This is a genomic window from Shewanella sp. FJAT-52076 (assembly GCF_019457455.1).
GTDB classification, from domain to species: Bacteria; Pseudomonadota; Gammaproteobacteria; order Enterobacterales; family Shewanellaceae; genus Shewanella; species Shewanella zhangzhouensis.
The window spans coordinates 2,592,609-2,610,394 of the sequence record NZ_CP080415.1; the positions used below are offsets into that span (position 1 = coordinate 2,592,609).

Here is a 17,786-nt window from a genome sequence, read left to right on the forward strand (position 1 = left end):
GTTTGCATTTTTGCCACTAGCCAAGGGGTAAGGGAATTTTTTACCATAGGGGATGTCTCAAGCTTATCAATAGAATAAATCGAGTTGCATCATGCCTTTGAGCCGTTTTCAAGCCTTAAGAAAATACCTGAACACCCTGATTTTGGGTCAGCCTATTCTCACCGAAAACCTGCTTATCGCGCTGGTTGCCAATGGTCACCTGTTGGTTGAGGGCCCACCGGGTCTGGCCAAGACCCGCGCGGTCAAAGCCTTGTGTGATGGCGTGGAAGGCGACTTTCACCGAATCCAGTTTACCCCGGATTTGCTGCCAGCGGATTTAACCGGTACCGACATCTATCGTGCCCAAACCGGCACCTTCGAATTTGAGTCAGGGCCCATCTTCCACAACCTGATTCTGGCCGATGAAATCAACCGGGCGCCAGCCAAGGTGCAATCGGCGCTGCTGGAGGCCATGGCAGAAGGCCAGGTCACAGTAGGGAAGAAGAGCTACAAACTACCCAAATTCTTTTTGGTGATGGCCACCCAAAACCCGCTGGAAAACGAAGGCACTTATCCGCTGCCCGAGGCTCAGCTTGACCGATTTTTGATGCATCTGAATCTCGACTACCCCGATGCCCAAACCGAGAGGCTTATCCTCAAGTTGTCCCGGAATGAAGCCTTGCAGGGCGAATTGCCCTCGGTGGAGCCCATCGCGCAGGCAGATATCTTCGAGGCCCGTACCGAAGCATTGGAGCTCTATCTGGCCGAGCCGCTGGAGCAATATATTGTCGACATCATTATGGCGACCCGTGAGGGCCATAAGTACAGCGAAGAGCTGGGCAACTGGCTCGATTATGGCGTCAGCCCCAGGGCCAGTCAGGCACTCGAGCGCTGCGCCCGTGCCCGAGCCTGGCTCGATGGCCGCGACTTTGTGTCGCCGGAAGATATTCAGGCCGTCGCCCCCAATGTGCTGCGCCACCGTTTGCTGCTGAGCTTCCGTGCACAGGCGGAAGGTATCAGCGCCGATGCGGTGATTGACCACATTTTGTCTCAGGTGGCCGTGCCCTGATGCGAGGCCCAATGTTCGCGCTTAATGCGTCTATCCCTACCCTGCCGCTCTTTGCCGACGGGGTGCATCTGGATACCCCGGAGCTGTTGGTCTGCCAGGAGCTTGCCAGGGCGTTGCCGGATGTGCGCAGTCAGGCCCGCGCCGGTATGGCTGGCCACAGAGCCAGCCAAATCAAAGGCAGGGGTATGGAATTTGCCGAAGTGCGCCAGTATCAGAAAGGCGATGATGTGCGCACCATCGACTGGCGTGTTACCGCCCGCACAGGCAAGACACACACCAAACTCTTTGTGGAAGAGCGTGAGCGCCCTGTGCTGCTCCTGGTGGATTTAAGTCATAGCCTCTATTTTGGCTCCACCCTGATGTTGCAGGCGGTTCAGCTTTGCCATTTGGCCACCACCCTCGGCTGGCGGGCCATCGGCCATGGCGATCGCATTGGTGCCCTTATCGCCAGTGAACATGAACACCTGGAGCTGAAACCCAGAAGCCGTAAATCCGGCATGTTACAGCTCATCAGCGCGCTGACCGAAGTGCATCGTCATCAGTTAACCGCCTTTGATGCCACACCACGGGACCCTGAACATTTGCTGCGAGCCTGCCAGCGGCTGGAGCGCATCGCCAAACCCGGTTCGCTGATTTGGCTGCTGTCTGATGGTTCAGGTTTCAGCGAGGCCTGCGTCGGTCCCTTGATGAACCTTAAACGCCACTGCGAGCTTGGTGCCTACCTGGTCACAGATCCCCTCCGTGATGGCCGCCTTCCTATGCCCGATAACCTGGCGCTGCCAGTGCGCGAAGCCGGCAAAGAGAAACTTCTCGACCGCAGGGGCTACCAGACTTGGCTTGAGCGCCAAAGAGCGCAGGCCAAGGCGTTTGAACATCTCACCCAGCGGCTGGGCATCGCACTGAAAACCGTCGATGCAGGCCAGCCGCTCTCTGCTCAGTTGGACATATTGCGTTAATACCATGGTAAATCCTTCGGCGACTCCTGCAGGCAACCCCATGCTTGCACAAATGAAAGACATTCAGCTGCCGCCAGAGGTGCCAGCCTGGCCACCCGCCCCCTGGGTTTGGCCGGTACTGGCAATCCTCCTTGGCCTGTTGGCGCTGGGCTGTTGGCGTTTGCTCAAATACAGGGCGGCGAAGCAGGCATTGCTCAAACCCAGAGTCGAAGCACTTGCTTTACTCGCCTCTCTTTCGCCCACAGAGCCAGCATTTGCGCTCGCGCTCTCTGCGCTGCTTAAACGGGTGGCCATGAGCTATTACCCAAGGGCGCAAATCGCTTCGCTGACCGGGGATTCCTGGGCTGAGTTTCTCGCCAGCCGATATCCAAACAAGCAAGGCTTCGATGTGTTTCAACAGATGGCTCAGGCGGCGTATCGTCAGGAGCCCCTCGAAGCCAAACAGGCCGAGGCCATGAAACATCAGGCACATTTCTGGATTGCCTCTCTCCCCCACAAGCCTTTGGCAACTGACACAATCTCCGGGGAGGCCAAGGCATGTTAACTCTGGTATTCCCCTGGCTACTCCTGCTACTGCCGTTGCCGCTGCTGATAAAGCCGCTTCATCGCCAGACTCAGGGTGGATTCCTGCATCTGCCCGGCAGCGGCGATCTGGCAGCCGATGTCACCAAGAGCACACCCAAAGCGAGAGACATCCTCAAGTGGCTGATGTGGACGATGCTGGTACTTGCTGTCGCCCGGCCTCAGTGGCTGGGCGAGCCCATCGAGCTGCCAAGTAAAGGACGGGACTTGATGGTGGCGGTGGATCTCTCTGGTTCCATGCAAATCGAAGACATGGTACTGGACAATAAAACCGTCGACCGATTTACCCTGGTTCAGCATGTGGTGAGCGACTTTATTGAGCGCAGGGCCGGTGACCGTATCGGGCTTATCCTGTTTGGCGACCATGCCTACCTGCAATCACCCATGACCCAGGACAGACGCTCGGTGGCCCAGTATTTACGTGAAGCCCAAATCGGCTTGGTCGGCAAACAAACCGCTATTGGCGAGTCCATTGCGCTTGCGGTTAAGCGCTTTGAAAACCTTGAAGAAAGTAACAGAGTACTGGTGCTTCTCACCGACGGCACCAACAACGCGGGAAATATCTCACCGGACAAAGCCGCTGCCATTGCGGCCGAACGCAAGGTCACTATTTACACCATAGGCGTGGGTGCCGACGTGATGGAGCGGCGCAGCTTTTTCGGCCGCGACAGAGTCAACCCCTCCATGGATTTGGATGAAGCGCAGCTTCAGCGCATTGCCAATACCACCCAGGGTAAGTATTTCAGGGCACGCAGCAGTGAGGATCTTGCCGCAATTTATCAGGAAATCGACAAACTCGAGCCGGTGAGCCGGGACACCCAGAGTTTCAGGCCCAAACAGGAGCTGTTTTTCTATCCCCTTGCCCTCGCCTTTTTATTGAGCCTGTTGGCGGCGCTGCGGGAAGGCGGCCTGGTTGCTCCCGGGAGAATTGCGCCATGATCCACTTTATCCGGCCCGAGTGGTTACTGCTTTTTATTCCCCTGCTGCCCGTGCTTTGGTTTTTAAACCGACGCCGAGGGGCGTCCTCTGCCTGGCAGGGCTATATCGCCCCCCACCTCGCCAGAGTACTGTTAACTGAAGGCAATGGGCGCAGCTCAGGCACCGGCCTGTGGTGGCTCGGTGCAGCCTGGACCGTAACCACCCTTGCCCTTTCCGGCCCAGCCATTACCAAGGAGCCAATGCCAGTATTCGCCGCCGGTACGGCCAGGGTTCTGGTCATGGATATGTCCATTTCCATGTATGCCACCGATTTGCCGCCAAACCGACTGACTCAGGCCAGATTCCGAGCCATCGACCTGATAAATCAGCTCAGTGACGGTGACACAGCTCTGGTAGCCTATGCGGGGGATGCCTTTGTCATAAGCCCACTGACCCGCGACAAGGCCACCCTGCTCAATCTGCTGCCATCGCTCTCGCCCGACATTATGCCGCTCCTTGGCTCGTCCCCTGCCGCTGGCGTCAGTCTGGCCCGAGAGCTGCTGACCCAGGGCGGACATCCCGATGGCGACATAGTGCTGATGACAGACGGCCTCGACGCCGTGGATGTGGCAGATGTGAAGCGGTCGCTGAAAGACAGCCCGTTTCGGTTAACGGTTTATGGTTTTGGTACCGCCCAGGGCGCTCCCATGAAGCTGCCAAATGGCACTTTTGTGAGAGGTAATGACGATAATCTGGTGCTGCCCAAGCTGGACGCCGAACTTCTCGCCGGACTGGCCCAGTCAGAGCGCGGCATTTGGCAGCCATCAACCCTGGATGGCAGCGACATCAGTCGCCTTGTAACGTGGTTATCGCGGGAAGGCGAAGCCACTGATACTGAGCTCACCGGCGATACCTGGCAGGATCTGGGGCCTTATCTCGCCCTGTTGCTGCTGTTACCTGCACTGCTGAGTTTTCGCCGGGGAATACTGGCATCAATGCTGTTGCCGGCGATGCTGGCACTTTCCCTGAGCAGTCCAGAAGCCGAGGCCAGTATCTGGCAAACCCGTGACCAACAGGCTATGGAGGCGTTTCGGCAGCAAAACTTCGCCACTGCCGCCAACGAATTCGACCGTGAAGACTGGAAAGCTGCCGCCCATTATCGCGCCGGTGATTATGAAGCCGCGCTGCAGGTTTTTGAGAAAGATAGCAGTGCTGCAGGTCTTTATAATCAGGGCAATGCCCTGATGCAGCTGGGCCGTTACGATGAAGCGGCGAAACGCTATCAAAAAGCGCTTGAGCAACAACCGGATTTAGAAGATGCCAAACGCAATGCAGCCTTAGCCAAAGCGCTCGGTGAGATGCAAAAATCTCAGCAAGAAAAACAGGGGCAGGATGGACAGTCCTCATCTGGCGACTCACAGCAACAAAACTCACAGTCGCAGCAGCAAAACTCGCAGCAATCTGGCACAGAACAGGGCCAGGACTCAAAGCAAGGCGCTGAAAACAATAACAGCGGCCAGTCGCAAAACAGTCCGCAGTCAGGAACTGAAGATTCGCAAAGTGCCCAGGACGGACAAAGCCCCGGCGAGTCACAGCAACAAAACGACAGCCAGCAAGGTGGTGCCGCGCAGGAGACAAACTCCGGTGATGACGCAGCAAACAAAGATAGCGCTGATTCAAAAAGCGGAAACGCAAACAGCAGCCAGTCAAACAGCAGCGAGTCAGGCAGCGGCAAGGGCAATGGCAATGGCAATAACGACGCGCCCATGAGTGCCGATATCCCGGATGAGCAGCAAATGCCACAGGTGCCAGGCGGCGACTCTGCCGGGAAGAATGACAGCGCCGAGGTCAACGAGGAAAACAGTGCAGCCGGGCAGGCCACCAGCCAGGTGGGGGCAGAGCTTGCCGAGGGCGAGCCAGAGGCGGATGCCGAGCAAGCCCAGGTCGGCGTGATAGACCCCACCCTTAAAGAATCGGACCTGCCGCCTGAGATGATGCGGGCACTCAAGTCAGTTAACGACGACCCCTCGGTGCTGCTTCGCAACAAAATGCAACTGGAATATCAACTTCGCCGCGCCCGCGGTGATCACAGACAGGAAAAAGAAAAGTGGTAAGGAATCTGATACTGGGACTCGCCCTGTATTTTTTCACCCTCCCCGGCTGGGCACTGGACCGCATTGAGGCCACCGTGGATAAAAATCCGGTGGGACGCGACGAAAGTCTGGTGCTTACTGTGATTGCCGATGATGAAGTGGAAGCCAACCGTCTGGATACCTCGGCGCTGCTGCGAAACTTTTTGGTGGGCCGCACCAGTGTCAGCCGCTCAACCCGCATCATCAACTTCAACAGTGAAAAAGAAACCCGCTGGCAGGTGCTGTTGACGCCAAGGACCACGGGCACCCTCACTATCCCGGCCTTTACCATCGACGGCGTGTCCTCGGCGCCCATCACAGTGGATGTTTCGGAGCAGGATCAGGTTAACCGTGATGCCCAGTACCTCTACGTTGAGGGAGAGCTGCTCACTCCCAGCGTGTATGTTGGCCAGTTGGCCCTGTACAAAGTTAAACTTTATCTGGGTCTGGATCTGCAACGGGGTGAGCTGTCGGCACCGCAAATGGTCGGAGCCCAGATTAAGCAGCTCGGTGAAGATAAAGATGGCAGTGACATTGTCGATGGCCGCCGATTTCGGGTGATTGAAAGGATGTACGGCATTATTCCCGATAAAGCCGGCACCCTCACAATGCAGGCGCCAGTGTTTGAAGGGGATGTGCTGGTGCCCGCCCCCCGTAACGGCGGTATGTTCAGCTTCAATGAAAGCCGTCCCATGCGGACCTCGGGCAAAGACACTGCCATCGAGGTACTCGACAAACCAGAGGGCTGGCAAGGGCATTGGCTCGTTGCCAATCTGGTGGCGCTGAAAGAAGAGTTTCCTCAGGATATTGAAGAGTTTGCCGTAGGAACACCCATTACCCGCAGCGTTACGCTGCTGGCATCCAATGCCGACGAAACCAGCCTGCCAAGCCTCAACCTGCCGCTGCCACCAGAGCTGAAGTCTTATCCGGAAAAGCCCGAGACCAAGAGCTTTTTACGGGAAGGCCAGTTGGTGGCACAGCTGAGATTAACCCAGGCCATAGTGCCCACCGAAGTGGGGACCTTCGAGCTGCCGGCCATCGAAGTGCCCTGGTGGAATCCCCATTTGAAGCGCCGTGAAATCGCCACCATTCCAAGCCGAACTATCAGGGTCACAGGTCCAGCGCCCGCCGCGCCCTTGCCCGCTAATGCTGAAGTAGCAGCGCCTTCGGCCGCATACTGGCCCTGGCTGACCGCTTTTTTGGCACTGGGCTGGCTTGCTACGGCACTGGGATGGGCTATGAGTGCAAAGCGGACATCACAACAGCCAGTGGCGACTGTTCAGTCTCAATCTCAGGGTGTGAGTGAACTCAAACAACAGCTCGCCAGAGCCTGCCAGGGCTCAGATGGCAGTGCCATGCTAAGTGCGGCCGCCGACTACCTGTCTGCGCGTTACGGGACTAACATTACCCTCGACAAAGCCAGGGCATTGTCCGAACCTCTCGGGAACGCACTTGGCCAGATACAACGCGCCCGTTTCGGTCAGCATGGCGCAGGTAATGAGGCACCTGACGGCGGTGCATTGATTGCGGCCATCGAGGCATTGGAGAGAAAATCCAGCCCCAACGCAGCCGCCTCGCTCGGCGAACTCAATCCCTGAATGCAGACAGCGTTTAAGGGGTAAGCAGTGGCTCATCGCACCGGCACTTAAAAGTCGTGCGTCCTGTGACCAACACATCGCTTTGGGTCACAGGCTGACGCCACCAACACAGGATGCCCTCTTCACTCGGGATCTGGACACAGGCACAACAGGGATAAAAATGTTTGCATCGCTGCGAAAGAAATTCGCAACCAGTGCGGTCTCCTCTGACATGCTGACAAAACAACGACGTTACGACAGCCTGGTCAGGGCGCTTCATGCCGATGTTTACCGATTTGCCTATTGGCTGTGCGGCGATAAACACATCGCAGAAGACATCACCCAGGAAACCTTTTTACGAGCATGGAAGTCTTTGGATTCCCTCAAGGATGACAAGGCTGCCAAGGCTTGGCTCATCACTATTTTGCGGCGGGAAAACGCCCGTCGGTTCGAGCGTAAACAGTTCGACTACAGCGACATAGAGCAGGATTCACTGGAGGATGTGATAAGCCATACCACCGAAGATGAAACCGAGCATTATTGGCTCAGACGACAGATAGCCAAGCTGGAACCGGAATATCGCGAACCCCTGGTACTCCAGGTCATTGGCGGCTTCAGTGGTGATGAGATAGCCGAACTGCTTGAGCTTAACCGTAACACAGTGATGACCCGGCTCTTTCGGGCCCGTAACCAATTAAAAGATGCTCTTGAACAACCAGAAAGCCGAGGTCAATCCAATGGATGAACTTGAGTTTCGCCGCCGAGCCTATGGCGAACCGCAAAGCCAGGATCCTGAGTTTTTACAGGCTCAACAGGAGGCCAGTGGCCGCGATGCCTTTGTTAGCGATCTTAAGGCGCTGGACAGAAAAATCGCCAAAGCACTCAAGGTGGATGTCCCTGAGGATTTGGCCGACAAACTGCTGCTGCGCCAACAGCTGACCGTTCATCACAAACAGCGGCGCCGCACCACCTTTTTAGTGGCAATGGCAGCCTCTGTAGCCTTTGTATTTGGTTTAAGTTTCAGCCTGCTGCGACTGGGGCCTGTGGACTTGGGTGAGCATGCCCTCAGCCACGTTTACCACGAATACAAAGCCTTACAGAGTGAGAGAGACATAGACCTTGGCGACATTAACGCCAGTCTGGTAAGTGTGCGCGGCCTGGAATCTACCCATTTCAGAAGTGCTCCGGGTCGGGTAGTTTACAAGGCGTACTGTGATTTTCAGGGAGTGCGCAGTTTACACCTGGTGCTGGAAGGCGAAACCGGTAAAGTCACCCTCTTTATTGTGCCGGTGGAAGAGCGGATGCAACTGCCCACCCAATTTGCCGACAATCGCTATCAGGGGATTGGTGTGAAGACAGAGGATGCCTACCTGCTGCTGGTCGGCGAAGAAAAAACTGCGCTGGAACACCTCGAACAAAACCTGCTGCAAAGCTTTATTTAAGCTGCCAATGCAGACGGCCAACCGGCCGTCTGCTTCGTTTTGCGCAACACAGCTCAGCGACTCGCCAGCCAACGCGGGTCTGCCGCACGCAAGCCTGCGACACGCGAGTATTGAACCCTGTCCCATCTTCAGCCCCCAACGGGCGGACCAGCCTGCCATTTACAAGTTCAGCGCTCGTCATCGAACGTTCAGGCCCAGTGTTCCCGCGCTGACTGTGATCGCAGCCATTGATCGCAGCCATTAAGCACATCAGTGCAGCACTGGTCAGATATGCATCACAACTCCAGCGGCAATTGGGATCCGGTCCAAACTTCTGATAGCATGCGTTGGCGAAAGTATTCCAATAAAAAACCTATGGTTGACACAGCATGAGCATAGATACACCTATTTTAGTCACCTTTGTGGGCTATTTGGCCCTGATGATGGGGATAGGATTCTGGGCCTACAAGGCCACAGACTCCGTTGATGATTACATTCTCGGTGGCCGCAAAATGGGCCCTGGCGTAACCGCACTCAGCGTGGGTGCCTCCGATATGTCCGGCTGGTTGTTGCTGGGTTTGCCCGGTGCTGTTTACCTTGGCGGTCTGGGTGAAGCCTGGATTGGTATTGGCCTGGTAATTGGCGCCTGGTTGAACTGGCTCTTTGTGGCAAAACGCCTGCGTATCTACACCCAGCTTGCTGACAACGCCCTGACGCTGCCAGACTTTTTCGAAAAACGCTTCCACGATAAAGCGGGTTTGCTGCGCTTTGTTTCTGCTCTGACCATATTGGTATTTTTTACCTTTTATGCCTCATCCGGCATGGTGGGCGGCGCCATTCTGTTTGAAAAGGTATTTGGCTTGGATTACACCGCCGCCCTGGTGATAGGTTCGGCCATCATCGTCGGCTATACCTTTGTGGGCGGATTTTTTGCCGTAAGCTGGACCGATTTTTTCCAGGGCTGTTTGATGTTGATTGCCCTGCTGATTGTTCCCATGGCCATTTTTACCAACAGCGAAAGCCACGCCAGCATTGATACTCTCTCACCGGAAATGCTGTCGCTGATTGGCGAAGGCACAACCCTGATGGGCGTTGCTTCCCTGATGGCATGGGGCCTTGGGTATTTTGGCCAGCCTCACATTTTATCGCGCTTTATGGCCATTGAGCGCCCGGAACATTTGCCGGTGTCCCGCCGCATTGCCATGAGCTGGATGATAGTGTCGCTGATGGGTGCATTGGCCACAGGCCTTGCCGGCAGCCTCTATTTTGCCAAAGAACCGCTCGCCAATGCCGAGACCGTCTTTATTCATCTGGCTCAGGTGGCGTTCAATCCCTGGATTGCGGGCCTGCTCATCGCCGCTATTCTGTCGGCCATTATGAGTACCATCGACTCCCAACTGCTGGTGTGCTCCAGCGTGGTGACCGAAGACTTCTATCGCAAGCTGCGCCCCCAGGCCAATGACAATGAACTGATGCGTGTTGGTCGTATCGGGGTGCTGGCCATCGCTATCATCGCCGGCGTAGTGGCTTTGGATCCCCAAAGCAGTGTGCTGGGGCTGGTGAGCTACGCCTGGGCCGGCTTTGGTGCAGCCTTCGGCCCTGTGGTGCTCTTGTCACTGTTTTGGCGTGGTTACAGCAAAACAGGTGCACTGGCAACTATCATCACAGGTGCAGTCACCGTGGTGGTATGGAAACAGCTAAGTGGTGGCCTCTTCGATCTTTATGAAATACTGCCCGGCTTTATTCTGGCCACACTGGCTGGTGTATTAATCAGCCTGGTCGCGCCGGCAAATGACAACGTCCGCACCGAATTTGACAGCTTCCAAAGCAAACTCTGAAACCCTGTCGAAATCAATACATCCAAAAAAAGCGTACACATGTACGCTTTTTTATTGGGTTAAGTGTAAGTTTTTGTATCTCGGAGCACTGAGTAGCGCATAGTTTTCTCAAACAACAGACCCAGCAGCATACCCACCAACTGGCCCGGCCAGATGGGGGTTTACGGGTTCAGCTTAAACATTGGATTGACTAACACAAATTCAAATTAACTGATTAATAACATTTTTTACCTAGAGTTAATACTCTGGTCGGACTTGTTGAGGTACACGCATACTCCTATGATGCCTTCCTTTATAGCCGGATGGCATCGGGGTTTCACCGGCAACAATGACAACAAGAGAAGAGACGATGAAGTACTTCAACAAGACACTGCTTGCTGCCGCCATTGGTTTGGCAAGCACCCAAACCCTGGCTGCCGGTTTCCAACTCAACAGTCAATCAGCCACAGGTGTTGGCCGGGCTTTTGCCGGTGATGCCGTTATCGCCGACAACGCCTCTGTACTGGCCCGTAATCCAGCCGCCATGGCGCTGTTTGACAGTACGGCTCTGTCTCTGGGCGTGACCTATGCCGACATCGACGTGAGTGTAAAAGATGTCTGCAAGGCAGGTACCCCTATTTGTTTCGGCAGCGACACTGAAGCGGCCGAAGATAAAATCATCCCCAATTTCTATTACATCAATCCCATCAACGATAAATGGGCCTTTGGTGTAGCCGCCTTTTCCAACTTCGGCACAGGCACCGATCCTGGCGCACTGGCCAATAACGCAGTCACTCTGCCTGGACTTGGCACCATTCCTGCGCCGGTTGATCTGCTGGGCAACACCGAAGTCATCACCATGAACCTGAATGCCAGCCTGTCTTATCGTGTAAACGAGCAGCTGAGCCTGGGCGCCGGTGTGGATGTGATCTACGGCCAGGGCACCCTGACCCGTAACGGCAATCTGCCTTTTGGCCCGAACGGTGAAATGGTGCCGGTAAGCCTGGTGAACGTGGATGCTGACGGTTGGGCACTGGGTGGGATCCTGGGCGCGGTGTATGAATTCAATGCCGACCATCGTTTAGGGGTGAGCTACAGATTCAGCCCTGAGTTCAAAGCCAGCGGCGATGTGCAGACTCTGGTGCCACAGGCTCAGGCGTATGCCAACTTTGATGAGATTGTGATTCCGCTGCCGGACATTTTCCAGGTGGCCGGTTTCCACCAGCTGACTGAAAAGTTTGCCCTGCACTATACTGCGCAGCTGACTTCCTGGGGCGATTTCAAAGAGATCACCCTCGAAGATGGCACCCTGGGCCAGACCAGCATTCCGTCTTCTCAGCTCAAGCACTATGCCTGGGATGACTCCTGGCTGTTCAGCATCGGCGGTACTTATCAGCTGTCTGATACCTGGACACTGCGCGCCGGCTACATGCACGATCAGGGCGTAGTGGATGAAATCAGCTCGATTTCCATCCCTGACTCAGATCGCAACTGGTACACCCTTGGCGCAAGCTATGCCCTGTCTGCCAATGCCACCCTGGATCTGGGTGTGGCACTGGTGCGCGGTGAAGATACCGAAGTGCTGGAGCAAAGCGCCATCATCGGCGACGTGATTGCCCATACCCGCTCAAACGCCGTGTACTACTCACTGCAGTACAGCTACAAGTACTGATAGCCAGTAGCCTGGACTGAAAAAAACACTGAAAAGGCCGCGATTATCGCGGCCTTTTTGTAACTGTCGTCAGCCTCACCTACCCTTAAAGCAGTATTTCAGCCACTGAGCGGGGGATAGGTTTATGGCAAAGGTGATTGGCTTGGGCGGCGTCTTCTTCAAGAGTTCTGACCCCGAAGCACTGGCAAACTGGTACAAGACCCACCTGGGTATGCCGGTGGAGCATTGGGGAGGCTGTGCCTTCAGGGCGCTGGACTTGCCTAAAGGCAGTTACAGTGTCTGGAGTCCATTTGACGCTGGCAGCGACTACTTTCACCCTTCCCGTCATCCCTTTATGTTTAATTTGGTTGTGGACGATCTGGACGCAGTGCTGGCCCAGGCTGCTGCCGGTGGAGCCGAGGTACTGCCCGGACGGGAGGACACTGAATTTGGCCGTTTTGGTTGGTTTATTGATCCCGATGGCAACAAGGTGGAACTCTGGCAGATGAGTGTCAATTCGTAACTCAGTCACACTCCTGATGCAAAGCCTTGTCAATTTGCGTATTCTGGAGCGAAAACGCCGTTGAAACAGGAACTTTCATGGACAAGTCTCTTACTCCCGCCGCCCTGGTGCTGGGCGTTTGCCTGGCCGGTGGTATGGGATTTATCGGACACAGCATTACCGAAACCGCCACCAATTTAAAAGCCCTTGACCGCACGGTCAGTGTCAAGGGGCTCGCCGAGCAGGAAGTGATGGCCAACGTGGCCATCTGGCCAGTCCGTTTTGCGGACGTCGACAACGATCTGGCAAGCCTCTACAACACAGTGCAGCAAAAAACCGACAAGGTGGTGGCCTTTTTAAAAGCCCAGGGATTCAGCGACGATGAAATCACCCTGACACTGCCTGCTATCGAAGACAGAAGCACCCAGGGCTACTCCGACCCCAATCTCAAATATCGCTATGCCGCCAGAGTGACAGTGTCGCTCTACACCCATCAGGTCGATAAATTACTGCAAGCCAGAAAACACATCGGCGTGCTCGCCCGTGATGGTATTGCCATTGGCGGTAACGAATACGAATCCCGAGCCGAATTTTTGTTTACCGAGCTCAATCGCATCAAACCGGCCATGGTGCAACAGGCCACGGAAAACGCCCGGGAAGTCGCCGAGAAATTTGCCAGGGACTCAAGCTCCAGTCTCGGCAAAATCAAAACCGCCAGCCAGGGGCAATTTATCATCACAGACAGGGACAGCAATTCGCCCCACATTAAAAATGTGCGAATAGTCAGCACGGTCACCTATTATTTAACTGACTGATTTTGATTGAAAGGAGCCATTGGGCTCCTTTTTTCTGTGTGTGAGTCACATTCCATAATTTTTTTCTAATGAAATGATTGCCGCGGTGACAACTTTTCATTAGAATTTTCTCATAGATTAAGCGGGAGCCTTTTTTATGACGACTTTCAAACAGCTCTTGGGACTGTCTCTGTTGGCCATTGGCCTGAGTGCCCAGGCAAGCCAAACGCTGGTAGTAGAACACACAGAAGAAGACAGATATTTAACCCTGGACGCCCTGATTGAGCCGGTGCAGGCCGCCACAGTGTCGGCGCAAACATCGGGCCGGATCCTGAAAATCCATTTTGACGTCAACGACACAGTGCCTGCCGGTGCTGCCCTGCTGGAAATCACCAGCAAGGAGCAAGGCGCTGCGCTGGCTGCGGCTGAAGCCGACTACGCCCGTGCCCTGGCGGTGAACACTGAAGCACAGGCCACACTGAAGCGTTATCAGGATCTTTTCCCCAAGGGCGCAATTTCCCGCGGCACCTTCGATGAGGCCATTGCCCGCGCCAAGAGCAGCGAGCAAGCCGTGACTGCCGCCAATGCAGCCATAGTGCGCGCCGGCGAATCTTTAAGCTACACCACAGTGTATGCCCCCTTTGGCGGAGTGCTCACCGAGCGTCATGTGGAACAGGGCGAAACCGTTAACCCAGGCCAGCCACTGCTGTCCGGCTTCAGCGCCGATAAGATGCGGGCCGTGATGCAGGTGCCCGGCCGTTATCTCGCCGCCTTGAAGGCAGCCGGCGCCGTGAGTGTGGAACTGGCGGATGGCCGCAGCATTGCCAGCAATGAGCTGACCATTTTCAGCTTTGCCTCCCCCCAAAGCCACAGCTTCCAGGTGCGTATCCAACTGCCTGAGAATGCCGATGTGCAACCGGGCAGCTGGGCCAAAGCCAGTTTTGTACAGGGCAAACGCCGTATGCTGCTGGTGCCCCAACGCGCCATCGTTTCCCGCGGTGAACTTACCGGCGTCTATATGATGCAGGGCGATAAGGCCGTGCTCACCCAGGTGCGCCTTGGCAAACAGCAGGGTGACAGAGTACAGGTACTCTCAGGCCTCAATGACGGTGACGTCATTGCCGCTGATGCCTATGCCGTAAGTGCCCAGTGAGGAATACAGGATGACGAGCGAAAACCTCCAACAGTTAGGGATTTCCGGCCGCATCGCCCGCGCGTTTCAGGCCAGTGCCATTACACCGCTGCTGGCGCTGTTGGCCCTGCTTCTGGGGATGTTTGCCGTGATGGTGACCCCCAAAGAAGAAGAGCCACAGATTGATGTGACCTTCGCGGATGTATTTATCCCCTTCCCCGGCGCCACGCCTGCGGAAGTGGAGCATTTGGTTACCCTGCCGGCAGAGCAGGTTATCTCTGAAATCAAGGGCATTGATACCCTTTACTCCTTCTCGCAACCCGATGGGGCCCTCATCATTGCCATCTTCGAGGTGGGTGTAAAACGCAATGACGCCATAGTCGCGCTTTACAACCAAATCTATTCGAACATGGACAAGCTGCCCAGTGGCGCCGGAGTGGGAGAGCCGCTGATAAAACCCCGTGGCATTGATGATGTGCCTATCGTCAGCCTTACCCTGTGGTCCGAAGCCAACGACATCACCCCCGAACAACTGACTCATGTTGCCCGTGGACTGGAGACAGAACTTAAGCGCATTCCCGGCACCCGAGAGATCTACACCCTCGGACAACATGAGTTGGTTCTCAATGTGCGCATAGACCCCGCCGCCCTATCAGCCTATGGCCTGAGCTACAGCGACATCAACCGCGCGCTCTCCGGCAACAACCAGATCTCCATGCCTGTGCCATTGGTTCAGGACAATCAGGAGATCAAGGTACAAACGGGCCAGTTCTTACGACGTCTGGAGGACGTTCAGGAGCTGGTGGTGGCGGTACGTCAGGGCGCCGATGGCTACAGCGAGCCGGTTTACCTCGCAGATCTGGCTGAGGTCACCCTGAAAAGCGACCTGCCAAGGGCGCAGGTGCAGCACGTCACCAAAGATGGCAGCTATCCTGCAGTCACCCTGGCCATCGGCAAACAGACCGGCATGAACGCCGTGGACATTGCCGACGCCGTGATTGAACGCATGGGCACACTGGAGAACACCCTGCTGCCTGCCAATGTGCATGCCACTGTATCGCGCAACTATGGCGACACCGCCGCAGATAAGTCCAATACACTGATTTTTAAGCTGATATTCGCCACCACAGCCGTGGTAATCCTGGTGCTCTTTACCATGGGGATGCGTGAAGCCCTGGTGGTGGGCATTGCGATTATCATCACGCTGGCGCTGACCCTGTTCGCCAGCTGGGCCTGGGGCTTTACCCTCAACCGGGTATCGCTATTCGCGCTTATCTTCTCCATCGGGATCCTGGTGGACGATGCCATTGTGGTGGTGGAAAACATTCACAGGCACATGAGCATGGGCAAACGCTCGCTGCGGGAGCTTATTCCCGTTGCCGTTGACGAAGTGGGCGGCCCGACCATTCTCGCCACCTTCACTGTAATAGCCGCCCTGCTCCCCATGGCCTTTGTATCCGGACTCATGGGTCCTTACATGAGCCCCATCCCCATCAATGCCAGTATGGGCATGCTGATTTCCCTGGCGGTTGCCTTTGTGCTCACCCCCTGGCTCAGCGGCAAGCTGTTAAAAGCCCATCCCCATGAAGACGTCACCCAGGGTGCTGAGTCCCCCCATGGCGGCGAAGACCCGCGCATGGTGCGGATTTTCACCCGTCTGATTGGCCCCTTCCTCAATGGCAAAGCCGGTCGCAAGGCACGCCTTGGCCTCGGCCTGGCCATCATAGGCCTCATCATGGTGGCCGTTGCCCTGCCGGTCATGCAGGCCGTGGTGCTCAAGATGTTGCCCTTTGACAACAAGTCCGAGTTCCAGGTGATGGTGGACATGCCGGAAGGCACGACCTTTGAAGAAACCCACAAGGTACTGCAGGCCCTGGCAGACGAACTGGCCACAGTGGAAGAAGTGCAGCATATGCAGCTCTATGCCGGCACAGCCGCCCCGATGAACTTCAACGGTCTGGTTCGCCATTACTTTTTGCGCTCAAGTCCTGAGCTTGGCGATATCCAGGTCAATCTGAGTGATAAGAAGCACAGAAGCAGAGACAGTCACAGTATCGCCCTGGCGGTAAGGGGCCCGCTGCAGGAAATTGGCCGTCATTTCGGCGCCAACGTCAAGGTGGTGGAAGTACCCCCCGGGCCGCCGGTATGGTCGCCCATCGTTGCCGAAGTCTATGGTCCCAACGAAGCCATGCGTCAGGAAGCGGCCCGTAATGTCCTCGGGGTATTCAATACCACCCAGGACGTGGTGGACATGGATATCTTCCTCCCCGCCGGGCAACAGAAATGGCAGGTACTGATTGACCGCAGTAAGGCCGCGCTGCTTGGGGTTTCCTATGCTGAGATAGTAGATCTCGTTGCCACCTCAGTGGGTGGACGGGATGTGAGCGTGCTGCACCTTGAGAATCAGGCCCGTCCCGTCCCCATTCGTCTGCAGCTGGAAGAAGGCAGCAAGCTGGATCTGGATGCCATCATGGGCATGACTCTGCCCGGCAGTCGTGGACTGGTTGCCATTTCCGAGCTGGTGACTATACGTAAAGGCGTGGTAGATGCGCCCATCATCCATAAAAACCTTATCCCCATGGTGATGGTGGTCGCCGATATGGCGGGCCCGCTGGACAGCCCGCTGTACGGCATGTTTGAAATGGCCGCGACCATTTCGGACAGCGAGGAGATGGGCTACGCCCAGCATTATGTCAATCAGCCTTCAGGCCTGACCGACGTGGCCGTGCTCTGGGATGGCGAGTGGAAAATCACTTATGAAACCTTCCGCGACATGGGGATAGCCTATGCGGTAGGCATGATTGCCATTTACCTCTTGGTGGTAGCCCAGTTCAGATCCTATCTGGTGCCGCTGATTATCATGGCGCCAATTCCGCTGACGGTGATTGGGGTGATGCCCGGGCATGCGCTATTTGGTGCCCAATTCACGGCCACCTCCATGATAGGCATGATTGCCCTGGCCGGGATTATTGTGCGCAACTCGATTTTGCTGGTGGACTTTATTAATCAGGAAGTCGAGCGCGGAGTGCCCTTTGCCCAGGCCGTGATCCACTCGGGCGCCGTCAGGGCCAAGCCCATTATGCTCACGGCACTGGCCGCCATGATTGGTGCCCTCTTCATCCTTGACGATCCCATCTTCAATGGCTTAGCTATCAGCCTGATTTTCGGGATATTTATTTCAACCTTGCTGACTTTGGTCGTCATCCCCGTGCTCTACTACAGTTTTATGAGACACGGCCATGAGACCGAATAACAT

Annotated in this window: 14 protein-coding genes; all 14 read left to right on the forward strand. The window is 55.8% G+C overall.

The window, feature by feature from the left end; all coding sequences use genetic code 11:
• The first annotated feature begins 91 nt into the window (after positions 1–91).
• The 14 genes from K0H79_RS11230 (at position 92) to K0H79_RS11295 (ending at position 17,783) form a co-directional block, all read left to right on the forward strand.
• Positions 92–1,048, forward strand: a complete 957-nt coding sequence (locus K0H79_RS11230; RefSeq protein ID WP_220075860.1) for a MoxR family ATPase — start codon at positions 92–94, stop codon at positions 1,046–1,048.
• Between the two features lie 11 nt (positions 1,049–1,059).
• Complete coding sequence (locus K0H79_RS11235; protein WP_220075861.1) at positions 1,060–2,004, forward strand: DUF58 domain-containing protein; 945 nt, start codon at positions 1,060–1,062, stop codon at positions 2,002–2,004.
• 40 nt (positions 2,005–2,044) lie between these two features.
• Positions 2,045–2,548, forward strand: coding sequence for a DUF4381 domain-containing protein (locus K0H79_RS11240; protein WP_220075862.1), 504 nt, complete (start codon positions 2,045–2,047; stop codon positions 2,546–2,548).
• The gene (locus K0H79_RS11245) at positions 2,542–3,525 is read left to right on the forward strand and encodes a VWA domain-containing protein (RefSeq protein WP_220075863.1); all 984 of its coding nucleotides are present in this window, start codon (positions 2,542–2,544) and stop codon (positions 3,523–3,525) included. Before K0H79_RS11240 ends, K0H79_RS11245 begins: the two co-directional genes overlap by 7 nt.
• On the forward strand, positions 3,522–5,618 hold the full coding sequence (locus K0H79_RS11250; protein ID WP_220075864.1) for a VWA domain-containing protein: 2,097 nt from the start codon (positions 3,522–3,524) through the stop codon (positions 5,616–5,618). Before K0H79_RS11245 ends, K0H79_RS11250 begins: the two co-directional genes overlap by 4 nt.
• Positions 5,612–7,234: a BatD family protein gene (locus K0H79_RS11255; RefSeq protein WP_220075865.1), complete on the forward strand. Its 1,623-nt coding sequence runs from the start codon at positions 5,612–5,614 to the stop codon at positions 7,232–7,234. Before K0H79_RS11250 ends, K0H79_RS11255 begins: the two co-directional genes overlap by 7 nt.
• Positions 7,235–7,394: 160 nt before the next feature.
• On the forward strand, positions 7,395–7,958 hold the full coding sequence (locus K0H79_RS11260) for a sigma-70 family RNA polymerase sigma factor (protein ID WP_220064908.1): 564 nt from the start codon (positions 7,395–7,397) through the stop codon (positions 7,956–7,958).
• Positions 7,951–8,655, forward strand: a complete 705-nt coding sequence (locus K0H79_RS11265) for a DUF3379 domain-containing protein (protein ID WP_220078149.1) — start codon at positions 7,951–7,953, stop codon at positions 8,653–8,655. Before K0H79_RS11260 ends, K0H79_RS11265 begins: the two co-directional genes overlap by 8 nt.
• Positions 8,656–9,023: 368 nt before the next feature.
• Positions 9,024–10,472: a sodium/proline symporter PutP gene (gene putP / locus K0H79_RS11270; protein WP_220075866.1), complete on the forward strand. Its 1,449-nt coding sequence runs from the start codon at positions 9,024–9,026 to the stop codon at positions 10,470–10,472.
• 349 nt (positions 10,473–10,821) lie between these two features.
• Positions 10,822–12,123, forward strand: coding sequence for an OmpP1/FadL family transporter (locus tag K0H79_RS11275; RefSeq protein ID WP_220064910.1), 1,302 nt, complete (start codon positions 10,822–10,824; stop codon positions 12,121–12,123).
• Between the two features lie 124 nt (positions 12,124–12,247).
• Complete coding sequence (locus K0H79_RS11280; protein WP_220064911.1) at positions 12,248–12,625, forward strand: VOC family protein; 378 nt, start codon at positions 12,248–12,250, stop codon at positions 12,623–12,625.
• Between the two features lie 77 nt (positions 12,626–12,702).
• Positions 12,703–13,419, forward strand: a complete 717-nt coding sequence (locus tag K0H79_RS11285) for an SIMPL domain-containing protein (RefSeq protein ID WP_220075867.1) — start codon at positions 12,703–12,705, stop codon at positions 13,417–13,419.
• A 136-nt stretch (positions 13,420–13,555) separates the two neighbouring features.
• Positions 13,556–14,551 carry an efflux RND transporter periplasmic adaptor subunit gene (locus K0H79_RS11290; RefSeq protein ID WP_220075868.1) on the forward strand — a complete coding sequence of 332 codons (996 nt, stop codon included), beginning with the start codon at positions 13,556–13,558 and terminating at the stop codon, positions 14,549–14,551.
• A 10-nt stretch (positions 14,552–14,561) separates the two neighbouring features.
• Entirely contained in the window at positions 14,562–17,783 is a 3,222-nt protein-coding gene (locus tag K0H79_RS11295) for an efflux RND transporter permease subunit (RefSeq protein ID WP_220075869.1), read from the forward strand.
• Positions 17,784–17,786 lie beyond the last annotated feature (3 nt).

What these genes read in the sequence shown, in the direction of transcription:
- K0H79_RS11280 (WP_220064911.1), top strand. Translation starts at nt 12,248, where the DNA reads ATGGCAAAGGTGATTGGCTTGGGCGGCGTCTTCTTCAAGAGTTCTGAC.
- putP (WP_220075866.1), top strand. Translation starts at nt 9,024, where the DNA reads ATGAGCATAGATACACCTATTTTAGTCACCTTTGTGGGCTATTTGGCC.
- K0H79_RS11250 (WP_220075864.1), top strand. Translation starts at nt 3,522, where the DNA reads ATGATCCACTTTATCCGGCCCGAGTGGTTACTGCTTTTTATTCCCCTG.
- K0H79_RS11295 (WP_220075869.1), top strand. Translation starts at nt 14,562, where the DNA reads ATGACGAGCGAAAACCTCCAACAGTTAGGGATTTCCGGCCGCATCGCC.
- K0H79_RS11275 (WP_220064910.1), top strand. Translation starts at nt 10,822, where the DNA reads ATGAAGTACTTCAACAAGACACTGCTTGCTGCCGCCATTGGTTTGGCA.
- K0H79_RS11245 (WP_220075863.1), top strand. Translation starts at nt 2,542, where the DNA reads ATGTTAACTCTGGTATTCCCCTGGCTACTCCTGCTACTGCCGTTGCCG.
- K0H79_RS11265 (WP_220078149.1), top strand. Translation starts at nt 7,951, where the DNA reads ATGGATGAACTTGAGTTTCGCCGCCGAGCCTATGGCGAACCGCAAAGC.
- K0H79_RS11285 (WP_220075867.1), top strand. Translation starts at nt 12,703, where the DNA reads ATGGACAAGTCTCTTACTCCCGCCGCCCTGGTGCTGGGCGTTTGCCTG.
- K0H79_RS11240 (WP_220075862.1), top strand. Translation starts at nt 2,045, where the DNA reads ATGCTTGCACAAATGAAAGACATTCAGCTGCCGCCAGAGGTGCCAGCC.
- K0H79_RS11290 (WP_220075868.1), top strand. Translation starts at nt 13,556, where the DNA reads ATGACGACTTTCAAACAGCTCTTGGGACTGTCTCTGTTGGCCATTGGC.
- K0H79_RS11260 (WP_220064908.1), top strand. Translation starts at nt 7,395, where the DNA reads ATGTTTGCATCGCTGCGAAAGAAATTCGCAACCAGTGCGGTCTCCTCT.
- K0H79_RS11235 (WP_220075861.1), top strand. Translation starts at nt 1,060, where the DNA reads ATGTTCGCGCTTAATGCGTCTATCCCTACCCTGCCGCTCTTTGCCGAC.
- K0H79_RS11230 (WP_220075860.1), top strand. Translation starts at nt 92, where the DNA reads ATGCCTTTGAGCCGTTTTCAAGCCTTAAGAAAATACCTGAACACCCTG.